General features: G+C 38.8%; 10 protein-coding genes. 9 read left to right on the plus strand and 1 reads right to left on the minus strand.

The window, feature by feature from the left end; genetic code table 11:
* Nucleotides 1-2: 2 nt before the first annotated feature.
* Nucleotides 3-1,535 (plus strand): pyridoxal phosphate-dependent decarboxylase family protein, encoded by a 1,533-nt coding sequence (locus F936_RS06065; protein WP_004643591.1) that lies wholly within the window; start codon nucleotides 3-5, stop codon nucleotides 1,533-1,535.
* A gap of 288 nt (nucleotides 1,536-1,823) precedes the next feature.
* Complete coding sequence (locus F936_RS06070; protein WP_005045953.1) at nucleotides 1,824-3,254, plus strand: aldehyde dehydrogenase family protein; 1,431 nt, start codon at nucleotides 1,824-1,826, stop codon at nucleotides 3,252-3,254.
* A 69-nt stretch (nucleotides 3,255-3,323) separates the two neighbouring features.
* Here the strand turns inward: F936_RS06070 and F936_RS06075 are convergent, their stop codons facing one another.
* Complete coding sequence (locus F936_RS06075) at nucleotides 3,324-3,809, minus strand: Lrp/AsnC family transcriptional regulator (RefSeq protein ID WP_004643588.1); 486 nt, start codon at nucleotides 3,807-3,809, stop codon at nucleotides 3,324-3,326.
* A gap of 134 nt (nucleotides 3,810-3,943) precedes the next feature.
* Between F936_RS06075 and F936_RS06080 the strand changes: the two genes are divergently transcribed.
* From F936_RS06080 to sohB, 7 genes are all read left to right on the plus strand, one after another.
* Nucleotides 3,944-5,665, plus strand: coding sequence for an alpha-keto acid decarboxylase family protein (locus tag F936_RS06080; RefSeq protein WP_005045955.1), 1,722 nt, complete (start codon nucleotides 3,944-3,946; stop codon nucleotides 5,663-5,665).
* A 141-nt stretch (nucleotides 5,666-5,806) separates the two neighbouring features.
* Nucleotides 5,807-7,186 (plus strand): amino acid permease, encoded by a 1,380-nt coding sequence (locus tag F936_RS06085; RefSeq protein WP_003650444.1) that lies wholly within the window; start codon nucleotides 5,807-5,809, stop codon nucleotides 7,184-7,186.
* Between the two features lie 476 nt (nucleotides 7,187-7,662).
* Nucleotides 7,663-8,694, plus strand: coding sequence for a substrate-binding domain-containing protein (locus F936_RS06090; protein ID WP_005045958.1), 1,032 nt, complete (start codon nucleotides 7,663-7,665; stop codon nucleotides 8,692-8,694).
* Between the two features lie 100 nt (nucleotides 8,695-8,794).
* Nucleotides 8,795-10,174 (plus strand): phosphate ABC transporter permease subunit PstC, encoded by a 1,380-nt coding sequence (pstC, locus tag F936_RS06095; protein WP_005045960.1) that lies wholly within the window; start codon nucleotides 8,795-8,797, stop codon nucleotides 10,172-10,174.
* Nucleotides 10,171-11,568 (plus strand): phosphate ABC transporter permease PstA, encoded by a 1,398-nt coding sequence (gene pstA / locus F936_RS06100; protein ID WP_005045964.1) that lies wholly within the window; start codon nucleotides 10,171-10,173, stop codon nucleotides 11,566-11,568. The genes pstC and pstA overlap by 4 nt, the downstream gene beginning before the upstream one ends.
* Before the next feature lie 13 nt (nucleotides 11,569-11,581).
* Complete coding sequence (gene pstB, locus F936_RS06105; protein ID WP_003650451.1) at nucleotides 11,582-12,484, plus strand: phosphate ABC transporter ATP-binding protein PstB; 903 nt, start codon at nucleotides 11,582-11,584, stop codon at nucleotides 12,482-12,484.
* Nucleotides 12,485-12,631: 147 nt separating this feature from the next.
* Nucleotides 12,632-13,594, plus strand: a complete 963-nt coding sequence (sohB, locus tag F936_RS06110; RefSeq protein ID WP_004643581.1) for a protease SohB — start codon at nucleotides 12,632-12,634, stop codon at nucleotides 13,592-13,594.
* Nucleotides 13,595-13,824 lie beyond the last annotated feature (230 nt).

Genomic DNA, 13,824 nt, shown 5'->3' on the forward strand with positions numbered 1-13,824 from the left:
GTATGGTGGATTTTGCAGAACATCGTAAAGCGTTACTCTGCAATGATGCACAATCCATTGCTGACTATGAGTCAGCAATGGGCGAAGCGGTAAAAGCCGTTTCAGCATGGTTGCAAAATGAAAAGATGTACACAGGCGGTAGCATTAAAGAATTGCGTTCAGCGATTTCTTTCCAGCCTTCAAAAGAAGGTATGGGTGTACAAGAATCACTTCAACGTATGATTGAGCTTTTCTTAAATAAAAGCTTAAAAGTACATCATCCGCACTCATTGGCACATTTGCATTGTCCAACGATGGTAATGAGCCAGATTGCGGAAGTACTGATCAATGCGACTAACCAGTCTATGGACTCATGGGATCAAAGCCCAGCCGGTTCATTAATGGAAGTTCAGCTCATTGATTGGTTACGCCAAAAAGTAGGTTACGGTTCTGGTCAGGCGGGTGTTTTCACCTCAGGCGGTACTCAATCTAACTTAATGGGTGTATTGCTTGCTCGTGACTGGTGCATTTCGAAAAACTGGAAAGACGAAAACGGTAATCCGTGGTCTGTACAGCGCGATGGTATTCCAGCTGATGCAATGAAAAACGTCAAAGTCATTTGTTCTGAAAATGCGCATTTCTCTGTGCAAAAGAACATGGCAATGATGGGCATGGGCTTCCAGTCAGTTGTTACTGTTCCTGTGAATGAAAATGCACAGATGGATGTAGATGCGCTTGAAAAAACAATGGCACATTTGCAATCAGAAGGCAAAGTAGTTGCTTGTGTCGTTGCGACAGCAGGTACAACTGATGCTGGTGCAATTGATCCATTGAAGAAAATCCGTGAAATTACCAATAAATATGGTTCATGGATGCATATCGATGCGGCATGGGGTGGTGCATTAATTCTGTCAACAGACTATCGTGCAATGCTTGATGGTATTGAATTGTCAGATTCGATTACCCTTGATTTCCATAAGCACTATTTCCAAAGCATTAGCTGTGGCGCATTCTTGTTAAAAGACGAAGCGAACTATCGCTTTATGCACTACGAAGCTGAATATTTGAACTCTGCTTATGACGAAGAACATGGTGTACCAAACCTTGTTTCTAAGTCATTACAAACGACTCGTCGTTTTGATGCATTGAAATTGTGGATGACAATCGAATCACTTGGTGAAGACCTATATGGTTCAATGATTGACCATGGTGTAAAACTTACTCGTGAAGTTGCAGATTACATCAAGGCAACGACAGGCTTAGAGCTTTTAGTTGAACCACAATTTGCTTCTGTATTGTTCCGTGTTGTACCACAAGGCTATCCAGCTGAGTTGATCGATAGCTTAAACCAAAACGTAGCGGACGAATTGTTTGCTCGTGGTGAAGCAAATATCGGTGTAACAAAAGTTGGTAATGTACAGTCATTGAAAATGACAACATTAAGCCCGGTTGTAACATTCGAAAATGTTAAAAACCTTTTAGGTCAAGTATTGGCTGAAGCTGACCGCATTAAAGATGCGATTGCTTCTGGTAACTATGTACCACCAATTGACTAATTGAGTTGATAACAAAAAAAGCCCGGTTTATTGCCGGGCTTTTTTATTACATATTATTTTTATTAAAATTGTGTATCAGAAGAGTTATATATGCACAAACCATGCATATTTTCAAAAAACAAAAATAATTATGCATGATTTATGGGGAGCAAATTTCTTATTGTATTGGTATGTTCCCGATATTTTTGGTCGCATTGATATATCTATATCGTACTTACTTTAAATAATCCTACTTTAACTGAAAATAAAGTAAGTGGCTGTAATTACAATTAAGACAAGGAAGAAGAAATGCAACAAGCGAATATGCTCAATGAATTTAAGCTCATTATTGGCGGTCAACTTTGTTCAGGTGAGCAAGGTGAACTAGAAATTATTAACCCTGCTACTGGCTTAACGGCTGCACGTTGTGCAAAAGCATCGGTTGAGCAAGTGAATCAAGCAGTGAGTGCGGCTAAACAGGCATCTAAAGCATGGCAAATGGTGTCGTACGATGAACGTAAATCAATTTTAAACAAGATAGCTGACGGTATTGAGAAGCATGCCGAAATGCTCGCAGAGCTGGTTGTGCTTGAACAGGGTAAGCCATTGGCACTCGCGCAAATGGAAGTGCAGGGCGCAATTGGCTGGACTCGTTATGCAGCTGCTATGGATTTACCTGTTGAAATTATCGAAGACAGTGAAGCCAAGCGTATTGAACGTCATCGTCAACCATTAGGTGTAGTGGCTTCAATTACCCCTTGGAACTGGCCACTCATGATTGCGGTCTGGCATATCATGCCTGCATTACGTGCCGGTAACGTTGTCATTAGCAAACCTTCTGAATACACACCACTATCGACTTTGCGTTTATGTGAAATCATTCAGCAAGAAGTTCCGGCTGGTGTTATTTCAATTGTGGTGGGTGCTGGTGAGATTGGCGAAGCATTATCTTCCCATCCAGATGTACAAAAAGTTGTGTTTACGGGTTCAACTCGAACTGGACAGCACATCATGACGGGTGCAGCTCAACAGCTAAAACATTTAACTTTAGAGCTTGGTGGTAATGATGCGGGTATTGTATTACCTGATGCAAATATAGATGAAATTGCAGCTAAGATTTTCAATACTGCATTTTTAAATGCGGGTCAAACATGTGCTGCGTTAAAGCGTTTATATGTGCATGAAAGTCAATATGATGCTTTATCCCAAAAATTAGCTGACATTGCCAATGCTCAAATTGTGGGCGATGGAATGGAGCCTTCTACAACGTTTGGTCCAGTACAAAACCAAATGCAATATAACAAGGTGAAAGTACTTATTGCAGAAGCAATTGAACAAGGTGCAAAAGCACTTTCAGGTCAACAGCAATTACCAGAGCAGGGCTACTTTATTGCGCCTACTATTTTGACTGAAGTTTCTGAATCTTGCCGTGTGGTCCAAGAAGAGCAATTTGGTCCAGTGTTACCTATCTTAAAATATACAGATATCAACGATGCAATTGCTCGCGCCAATGATAGTGAATTTGGTTTAGGCGGATCAATTTGGTCTTCTGACATTAAAGCTGCTCAGGTTTACGCTACTCAGCTTCAATGTGGTACTGTTTGGGTCAATACACATGCAGAGGTTCTGCCTCATGCACCTTTTGGTGGCTGGAAAATGTCAGGCTTAGGTGCTGAGTTTGGTTTGGAAGGATTGCTTGAAAATACGATTGGGCAAACAGTTCATATCAGTAAAGTCTAAATATTAATTTTAAGGCGGATGATAGATCCGCCTTTTTATTTTAAATTATCTTATTAAATACTAATTTGCTTAAGTCGTGTGATGGTAACCGTGACCTTTAGGTTTGATCAAAAAATGATTCTGTTCTTTGATTTTTTTCAGAACGATGTAAGACTTTATATGTCCTATAAAATTATAAGAAAGCAATCTTTCAGTTACAAATTGAGAAAGCTGTTCTAAGTTTTCAGCAACGACTTTTAAAATAAAATCCGCATCGCCACTAATTGAGAAAGCATCCTGAATGTTGTCTTCAGCTTCAATTAACTCTTGAAAAGCCTGCTGCGATTTTGCCTCGTGTGTTCTTAAATTAATATGAATCATCGCTGTGACTTCCAGTCCTAGCGCTTGTTGCTGGATGCGGGCGGTGTAACCTAAAATTATGCCTTTTTGCTCAAGTAGCTGTCTTCTTCTAGAACATTGGGAAGCAGATAAACCGATTAAATCTCCAACTTCCTGATTGGTGAGCCGTCCATTCTTTTGTAATGCCTGAATGATTTGCCAGTCGAACTTATCCATTGCATAAAATCCTTTTATGATACACAAATCATGTATTTTTATTAAAATGCGTTTTCATTATGCACGAAATCTAAAAGGTAGATGAAATATTATTTTTCTATGGAATAAAAATTGGTCTCAAAGGATATAGAGCAATGTTCATAGAAATCGGTGACTTTTTAAATCTTCGTCTAAAACAAATGGGTATCCAACATCTCTTTGGTGTACCTGGTGATTTTAACCTCTCATATCTAGAACAAGTTGAAGCAGATCCAGAACTCGAATTTATTGGAAATTGTAATGAATTAAATGCTGCCTATGCAGCAGATGGTTATGCACGAATTAACGGTTTTTCTGCCTTGGCAACCACATATGGTGTAGGTGACTTAAGTGCCATTAATGGCATTGCAGGTGCATATGCAGAAAATGTACCTCTTATCCATATTTCTGGTATTCCACCTTTACATGCAGTTCAAAAGGGCACTTTGATCCACCATACGTTGGTTGATGGTAACTACGACAATATTATGAACTGTATGAAAGAGTTCACAGTTGCTCAAACACGTTTAACTCCAGCAAATGCAGCCTTTGAAATTGACCGTGTATTACGTCAGTGTTTCCTTGATCGCCGCCCTGTACATATCCAACTACCAGGGGATATTACTCACGTTAAAATTGAAGTGTCTGAGCGTCCGCTCGACCTAAGTTATCCAGCTGTTGAACCTGAATTATTGCAAACTGTGGTGAGCAAACTCTGTGACATTATTGCGAATGCTCAAAGCCCAGCGCTTCTTATTGATAATGAAGCTTCAGTTTTTGGTGTAACTTCACTTTTAAATGATTTATCTCAAAAGTGCTCAATTCCATTTGCCGGTATGAATACTGCAAAAAATATTATGGATGAAGGCTCACCTCGTTACATCGGTACTTATGTGGGTGGGGCAAGCCAGCCACATGTTAAAAATATCATTGAGCAGTCTGATTGTTTAATTGGTATTGGAGCACGTTTTACCGACGTCGGTTCAGCTGTATTTACTCATCAAATTGCGACTAAAAACTATATCGAAATTAAATCTTATGGTCTGAATATTTTTGGTCAGGATTTTCCAGGCATTGAGATTGGACAATTACTTGTTGAGTTAAATAAAAAAGTTGCACCGCGTAAAGCGACTAAACCTGTTCTTGAAAAACAACCTCAAAAAGCCTTTGAAGCCCCAGCACAACAAAAGCTAAGCCAAGATGTACTTTGGAACTATATTGCAGGTTTCTTAAAAGAAGATGATGTGATTATTGGAGAGGTGGGAACTTCAAACTCAGCTTTGTCTGGTTTAAAACTTCCTGCTACAGCTAAATATATTGCTCAGCCACTTTGGGGTTCAATCGGTTATACCTTACCGGCTTTACTTGGTAGTTTGCTAGCTGCTCCTGAACGCCGTCAAATTCTATTTATTGGTGATGGTTCATTCCAGCTTACGGTACAAGAGCTCTCTACGATTATCCGTCACGGTTTAAAACCCATTATTTTCTTGCTGAACAATGGCGGTTACACCATTGAGCGATTAATCATGGGCGAAAACGCTGCCTATAACGATGTACAAAACTGGAAATATACTGAAATTCCAGCCGTATTTAACGGAAAAAAAGGCCATACCACCTATGTGGTTGAAACTGCTGGACAGCTAAAGAGTGTTTTAGACAATGTTCATCAGAATGATCAGTTAACGTTTATTGAATTAAAACTACCAGCAATGGATGCGCCGGTGAGTTTGAAAAAATTTGCTTCTGTGATTGCTCGTTTTGACTACGGTGATCGCGGTTACGAAATTTTAAAGGAGCGTTCCCAGCCTATTAAATGTAAGGATGCAAGCTCGTTTTAAATAGAAGACAGGACAAGTCTTCTCAAAAATTAAATGGACTCATATTAAAGCAAACTTATGTCCGAAGGTCGGTTTCTGACCTTCGGATATGGTGCTGAATAAAGGTGTACAGGAAGTGACACCAACATTGGAGATAATGTTATGGATGCAAACAATAAGCACGAGTTAAAACAAGGCTTATCCAATCGGCATATTCAACTCATCGCGCTCGGAGGGGCGATCGGAACAGGGTTGTTTTTAGGTCTTTCGCAAACGATTAAACTGGCAGGTCCTTCAATTTTATTGGGATATGCAATTGCTGGCATTATCGCTTTCTTAATTATGCGTCATTTAGGTGAAATGGTTGTTGAGGAACCAGTAAGCGGTTCATTCAGTTATTTTGCCAATAAGTACTGGGGCAAAATGGCTGGTTTTATGTCTGGCTGGAACTATTGGGTGTTGTATGTACTGGTAAGCATGGCTGAACTCAGTGCAATTGGAACCTTCATTCAGTTCTGGTGGCCTGAAATTCCCACTTGGCTGACTGCTTTATTTTTCTTTATTTTAATTAACGGCATTAACTTGGTAAATGTCCGCTTTTTTGGGGAATCCGAATTCTTATTTTCCTGCATTAAGATTGTTGCAATTTTAAGTATGATTGGTTTTGGTGCCTATCTCTTGTTTACAGGTTCTGCTGGTCCGCAAGCAGGTATTGCGAATTTATGGCAACACGGTGGTTTCTTCCCGCACGGAATTCATGGTTTTGTCATGGCTTTGGCCGTCATTATGTTTGCATTTGGTGGCTTAGAATTAATTGGTATTGCTGCGGCTGAAACTAAAAAACCTGAAACGACTATTCCAAAAGCAGTGAACCAGATTGTTTATCGTATTTTAATTTTTTATATCGGTGCGATTGGGATCTTACTGTGTCTTTACCCTTGGAATATGGTTGCAGAAGGCGGTAGTCCATTTGTAATGATTTTCCAGTCATTAAATAGTAATGGCGTTGCGAACGTTTTAAACTTTGTGGTCTTGATTGCTGCCATTTCAGTTTATAACAGCTGTATTTATTGTAATAGCCGTATGTTGCATGGTTTAGCAGAGCAGGGTAATGCCCCAGCTATCTTGAAAAAAGTAAACAGTCGTGGCATTCCAGTTCCAGCAGCAGCGGTATCTGCATCAATCACAGCAATATGTGTGGTCGTAAATTACCTAATTCCAGGTCAAGCTTTTCAGCTCTTTATGATGCTGGTTGTGGCGGCACTTGTCATTAACTGGCTCATGATTTCAGTGACTCATTTGAAATTCACTAAAGCAATGAAATTGCAAAAACGTCAAACCAAATTCCAAAGCATTCTTAGCCCATGGAGTAATTATTTAACCATTAGCTTTGTATGTTTTATTCTTATTATTATGGCAATGACGCCAGATATGAGACTTGCCGTTATTTTAGGCCCAATCTGGTTGGCTGTTTTAGCGCTTACGTATTTCTTAAAATATCGTAAAAAAATGGTTGCGATGCCAGAAGTACAATCGAGTTGATCGTTTAAATTGACAATGATATTGCGGTTACCTGACTTAGAGTAGGTAACCCTTTATCTTTTGTCATATTATTTTCATGTTACAAAGAAATTATTATTTTTAGAAATATTTTAATAAAAACTTCCTTAATCAAAAAATATTTTAATCATTAAACTAAAGATAACTAAATTATCGTTTTTTAATACATTTATAACATCTTTATTTTTTATATTTTATAAATACAAAAATCTTATATTTTTAACGAGTGTAATAATACAGACTAATATGCAAGGTAAAATACCTACTTAGATTGAATTAAATATTTGATAGTAGGCAAAAAATAATAATGTGACAATTAACAATATTGAAATCATTAAAGCGTCATCATACTGTAACTTAATTGTCATATTTTCTATTCACAATGCAGCTATCGAAGAGCGTACAAGCACTCAACAAAAAGTGACGTACAACCTATTGCATTAATGAGAGAGAACAGAATGCGCTTAAATCCACGTCAAATCGCAATTGCGTTAGCAGTAACTGGGGCAGCTGTAACAACGACTGCAAATGCAGCTCGTGATACGATTCAAATTGCTGGTTCTTCAACTGTACTACCATTTGCCAGCGTTGTAGCTGAAGAGTTTGGTAATACATTCCCTCAATTTAAAACTCCTGTAGTTGGTTCTGGCGGTTCTTCTGCTGGTTTGAAACAGTTCTGCCAAGGTGTGGGCGACAACACTATCGATGTTGCTAACTCTTCTCGTAAAATTAAAAGCACTGAAATTGAAGCTTGTAACAAAGCTGGTGTAAAACAAATTCAAGAAATCAAAATTGGTTACGATGGCATTGTATTTGCGTCTAACTCAAATAAAGCAGCCTATAAATTAAAACCTTACCATGTGTTTGCTGCTTTAGCTGCACAGTTACCTTCAAAAGGTAAATTGGTTCCAAACCCATATACAAACTGGAACCAGATTGATAAATCACTTCCAAATGAACCAATTACACTTGTAATTCCTGCATCTAACCACGGTACACGTGAAGTTTTCCAAGAGAAAATGGTTGAAGCGGGCTGTGAATCGTATGAATACTTCAAGAGCCTAGATAAAGATGCTCAGAAGAAAGCATGTTCTACTTTCCGTAAAGATGGTCGTGTAATTGAAATTGCTGGTGATTACACAGAAACATTAGCTCGCTTAAAGACTTCTCCAAGTGCAGTAGGCGTGTTTGGTTTAAGTTTCTATGATATGAACCGTGACAAGTTACGTGTAGCAACAGTAAACAATGTTATTCCTTCTGAGAAAACAGTATTGAACGGTACATATCCTGTATCTCGTCCATTGTTCTTCTACGTGAAAGGCGAACATTTAAAATCAGTTAAAGGCTTACCGCAATTTGTAGAATACTTTGTAAGCAAAAAAGCAACAGGTAAAGGTTCTAAAGCTGAGCGTGATGGCTTAATCGCAATGTCTGATGCTGAACGTGCAAAAGTTTTGGCTGACTTTAAAGCAGGTAAAACTGTTAAATAAGTTAGTTTGAATGAGGGCTGGTGATCTTGAGAGTTCATCAGCCTTTTTGTCTAACTTGTTTTTTCCAAATTATGACAATTGAGAAAACAGTGGAGAGTACATGAATCTGCTACTTATCGGTGTGTTGTTGGCCCTTGTGGCAATCGCATATCAACTTGGGCTGAGAAAAAGCCGTAACCTAGCAGGTAAGGGAAGCAACTCGGCGACGTTACATTCTCGTCCTGGTTATTATGGTGCACTGGTTGGACTTTGGTGCGGTATCCCTGCTTTTTTAATTTTGATCATTTGGAGCTTGGTTGAACCAAGTATTTTAAATCATATTATTTTTAATAATATTCCCGCGTCTATAAGTGCTTCACTTGATGAAGCTGGCAGAAGTGTATTGGTTGATCGTGTTCAAGCGATTGCTTCAGGTTTTGGGGTAAGTGATAAACCGGCAGCCTATGAATTAGCTGCTGCACAACAGTTTGCAAAATTTCAAACCATTGGCTCTTTTGCCAAGTTTGCTGTTGTAGTTTGCGCAGCTTTATTGGGTTTAGTTTGGGCAAAGAAAAAAATTAATCAACAATATCGTGCGCGTAACCAAGTTGAACGTGCCATTAATGTTGCTTTGATTTTATGTTCTGGTGTTGCGATTTTAACAACCATCGGTATTGTGATGTCGATGTTTGGCGAAGCAATGCACTTCTTCCGTTTTGTAAGCCCACTTGATTTCTTCTTTGGGACAGAGTGGAACCCAGGCTTTAGTACTTCAGGTAATGTTGAAGGTAGTTATGGTTTACTGCCATTACTTTGGGGCACACTCATGGTCAGCGGCATAGCCTTATTGGTTGCTGTACCTGTAGGACTCATGATTGCTATTTATTTAGCTGAATATGCCTCGCCATGGTTACGCTCATGGGCAAAACCAACGATTGAAGTTTTAGCCGGTATTCCAACAATTGTTTATGGTGTTTTTGCCATGATGGTTATTGGACCATTTTTCAAGACAGCTGGTGCTTATGTGGGGCTTGAAATTAACGCGACCAGTGCTTTAACTGCTGGTTTCGTGATGGGAATTATGATTATTCCGTTTGTTTCTTCTTTATCAGACGACATTATTACCCAAGTGCCTCGTGCTTTACGTGACGGTTCTTTAGGACTTGGAGCAACTAAGTCTGAAACAATTCGTCAAGTCGTTTTACCCGCTGCATTACCAGGTATTACGGGTGCCTTTTTATTAGCTGTCTCTCGTGCCGTAGGGGAAACCATGATCGTGGTTTTGGCTGCAGGGAACAGTCCACTTTTACATGCAAATCCATTTGAAGCTGTTTCGACAGTGACCGTTACGATCGTAAAACAGTTAACTGGTGATACTGACTTTGCCAGCCCACAAGCTTTGGTTGCATTCGCGTTAGGTCTAACACTCTTTGTGATTACCTTATGTTTAAACATTGTTGCACTGTACATTGTGCGTAAATACCGTGAGCAATACGAATGAGTACATCAAATACATCGTCTCCTATGGATCAGAACGTATTTGATCCAAAAGCTGCTGCTGAAACACGTGAACGACGTAAACTGCTTATTGAAAAAACTTTGGCTACACGTCATCGCAAAGAAAAGGCTTTTCGTTATGCTGGTTTCTCGGCAGTTATAATTGGGCTTGCATTCGTTGCGCTATTGTTTAGCAGTATTTTGGCAAAAGGCTTACCTGCTTTTTGGCAAACGAGTATGAATGTTCCAATTTACTTTGACCCGAAATTGATTGATGCAGGTCCAGTACCTGTTCGTGGACAAGGTGAAACACCAGCACATTATCAAGAGCGCTATATCGATTGGCAAACTAAAATGGGTATGGTGGATTGGGACGGAATTATTGTAAATGGAATGATTGCCAAAGACCCTGCACTTGCTAGCCAGCGTGATTACTTAAGTAGTCTTTATGCAAGTTCAGAGGCTTATCGTTTACGTGATATGGTTTTTGCGGACCCATCACTTATTGGTAAAAAAGAAAATCTTAATTTCTTGGGCGATGCCAATGTCGATGTCTGGTTGAAAGGTAATATTGACCGTTCATTACCAGATGATCAGCAACAGCTTGATCCGGAAGTGCGTAAACTTGCAGATGAACTAAAAGCAAAAGGTGTTCTTGAAAGTACATTTAATATGAGCTTATTTAAGAACCCAGATTCTCGTAGTTCACCAGCAATTAGTGGTCTTGCAGGTGCATTCATGGGTTCATTATTCATGATGCTTATTGTGATCATTATTGCGATCCCAATTGGTGTTGCCAGCGCAATCTACCTTGAAGAGTTTGCTCCAAAGAATTTTATTACAGACATTATTGAAGTCAACATCAATAACCTTGCTGCTGTTCCTTCGATTGTGTTTGGTTTACTCGGTGCAGCAATTTTTATTGGCTGGATGCATTTGCCTTTATCTGCTCCGCTGGTAGGTGGTTTAGTCTTAAGTCTGATGACATTACCAACGGTAATTATTACCACTCGTGCTTCATTAAAAGCCGTACCACCTTCTATTCGACAAGCTGCACTTGGTTTGGGAGCTTCTAAGTTTCAAACCATTTTCCACCATGTTCTACCATTAGCGTTACCAGGCATTATGACCGGCGCAATTATTGGCGTTGCTCACGCACTTGGTGAAACAGCACCTTTACTTTTAATCGGAATGAGTGCATTCGTTGCAAGTATTCCAACAACCCCATTTGATCAAGCAACAGCTTTACCTGTCCAAGTTTATTTATGGCAAGGTAATGAGTTGCGTAACTTCTTCGAAGGCCGTACTGCCGCTGCGATTATCGTACTCCTTGCATTAATGATTGGTTTAAACAGTCTTGCAATTTGGTTACGTAAAAAGTTCGAAGTGCGTTGGTAATAGAGGATAAATCATGAATACTATTGATATTACGAATTCCTTAGAAAAGGATAAGTTAGTGAACACTGAACAATCTCAATTTACAGATAAATCGCAAAATCATGGCACTTCGTATGTTTCGCATTTTGAACCACATACTTCAAAAAAGCAGAACTCAACCGAAATCAAAATTAGTGCACAAGATGCCCATGTTTATTATGGTGATTTTGAAGCGATTAAGGGTATTGACCTCGATATTTACCAAAACGAAGTTATTGCCTTTATTGGACCGTCAGGTTGTGGTAAATCTACCTTTCTTCGTACGATAAACCGTATGAATGACACCATTGATGGTTGTCGTGTAACAGGTAAGATTACACTTGATAACCACAATATTTATGACCCAAACCTTGATGTCGTATTATTGCGTGCTCAAGTTGGTATGGTGTTCCAGAAGCCAAATCCATTCCCTAAAACTATTTTTGATAACGTGGCTTATGGTCCTAAACTTCATGGTCTAGCACGTGATAAATATGATCTTGAAGAAATTGTTGAAAATAGCTTGCGTAAAGCGGGCTTATGGGACGAAGTAAAAGACCGTTTGAATCAACCGGGTACTGGTTTGTCAGGTGGTCAGCAGCAACGTTTATGTATTGCACGTACGATTGCAGTAAGTCCAGAAGTCATTTTAATGGATGAGCCATGTTCTGCGCTTGACCCAATTGCCACAGCAAAAATTGAAGAATTGATTTCTGAATTGTCGAATCAATATACAATTGTAATTGTGACTCACTCTATGCAACAAGCAGCACGTGTTTCAGATCGTACTGCCTATTTCCATTTAGGTGATTTGATCGAAGTCAACTCAACTGAAAAAGTCTTTACTCAACCTGACCATCAGTTGACGGAAGCCTATATTACTGGACGCTTCGGTTAATTAGTCACTCATACAAAAAAAGAGCCATGTGCTCTTTTTTTTATTTTATAAATGAAAATGACTCTATTTTGCAAAATCGCTATTGAATTTTAATCAAAAAGACCACATCTTAAGGCTATAAAAGATAACTTATGAGCTTAGAATTTTATGTTATTCCATTTGCCTAAACTCCCTGCAGAAATACGTGTTAGTCATTTAAATGCACGTGTAAATGAACAGAGAAAAAAAATTGCACAAACTACTGCAAGCCGTTTAGAACTTTTACAATTGGTTCAACAACTTGCTAAAGAAGCTAAAATTCGCCGTAAAAATAATCAGAAAATCTTTGTGTTGGATTTTAAAGGTGATATTCAAGCTTCAGCAGTTGAAAACATACGAGAAGAAATTACTCTCATTTTAGCAACTGCTAAAGCAGGGCGTGACCGCGTTGTAGTTCGCCTTGAAAGCCCCGGAGGCATGGTACATGGTTATGGTCTAGCAGCAGCTCAATTGGTGCGCTTACGCGATGCAGGGTTCCATCTGACCATCTGTGTAGACAAAGTGGCAGCGAGTGGCGGCTATATGATGGCATGTATCGCAAATGAAATTATTACTGCACCATTTGCTATTGTGGGTTCAATTGGTGTTGTTGCTCAAGTTCCAAACTTTAATCGCCTTTTAAAAGAACATAATGTTGATTTTGAGCTTTATACAGCAGGGCAATATAAGCGTACTGTGACTATGTTTGGCGAAAACACCCCAGAAGGTAAAGCAAAGTTCGAAGAAGAGCTTCAACAGACTCATGTGTTATTTAAGCACTTTGTAGAAAAGTATCGACCACAGCTTAATGTTGATAAAGTCGCTACAGGTGAACATTGGTATGGTGAAGATGCGCTTAATCTTAACCTCGTTGATAAATTACAAACATCTGATGAGTATCTATTAGCTTTATTAGCACAGCATGATGTCTATGTGATTAACACTCGTAGGAAAGCGACCTTAGGTGAAAAGTTGGGTTTACAAGCGGCACAAATGGCAGATAGCTTGATTCCAGCTGTAATGAATAAAGTGATGGAAAACCTTGCAAAAGCAAATACAACTCTTGTGCAGATGCGTGATCCAAAACTATAAGTTTTTGTGATTCACATTTTGATAAAAAACCAGCTTAATATGCTGGTTTTTTATTGAATTAATAAATAAATCCAGCTTTTTAAATATCTTTAGCTTTTTAATAAAAAGTCAAAAATAATTATTGATAAATATACTTTTTGAATTGTGATAAACACATGGTTTTGATATTTTAAACAGCAATAAAATAGCTTTTAGATGAATCATTTAAAAAGTTAAACATTTAAAAAATA

It is taken from the genome of Acinetobacter calcoaceticus DSM 30006 = CIP 81.8, assembly GCF_000368965.1.
Lineage (GTDB): Bacteria > Pseudomonadota > Gammaproteobacteria > Pseudomonadales > Moraxellaceae > Acinetobacter > Acinetobacter calcoaceticus.

Excerpts from the sequence above, each read along its gene's own strand:
- sohB (WP_004643581.1), top strand. The coding sequence starts at position 12,632 with ATGTTATTCCATTTGCCTAAACTCCCTGCAGAAATACGTGTTAGTCAT.
- pstC (WP_005045960.1), top strand. The coding sequence starts at position 8,795 with ATGAATCTGCTACTTATCGGTGTGTTGTTGGCCCTTGTGGCAATCGCA.
- F936_RS06065 (WP_004643591.1), top strand. The coding sequence starts at position 3 with ATGGTGGATTTTGCAGAACATCGTAAAGCGTTACTCTGCAATGATGCA.
- F936_RS06090 (WP_005045958.1), top strand. The coding sequence starts at position 7,663 with ATGCGCTTAAATCCACGTCAAATCGCAATTGCGTTAGCAGTAACTGGG.
- F936_RS06075 (WP_004643588.1), bottom strand. The coding sequence starts at position 3,809 with ATGGATAAGTTCGACTGGCAAATCATTCAGGCATTACAAAAGAATGGA.
- F936_RS06070 (WP_005045953.1), top strand. The coding sequence starts at position 1,824 with ATGCAACAAGCGAATATGCTCAATGAATTTAAGCTCATTATTGGCGGT.
- pstB (WP_003650451.1), top strand. The coding sequence starts at position 11,582 with ATGAATACTATTGATATTACGAATTCCTTAGAAAAGGATAAGTTAGTG.
- pstA (WP_005045964.1), top strand. The coding sequence starts at position 10,171 with ATGAGTACATCAAATACATCGTCTCCTATGGATCAGAACGTATTTGAT.
- F936_RS06085 (WP_003650444.1), top strand. The coding sequence starts at position 5,807 with ATGGATGCAAACAATAAGCACGAGTTAAAACAAGGCTTATCCAATCGG.
- F936_RS06080 (WP_005045955.1), top strand. The coding sequence starts at position 3,944 with ATGTTCATAGAAATCGGTGACTTTTTAAATCTTCGTCTAAAACAAATG.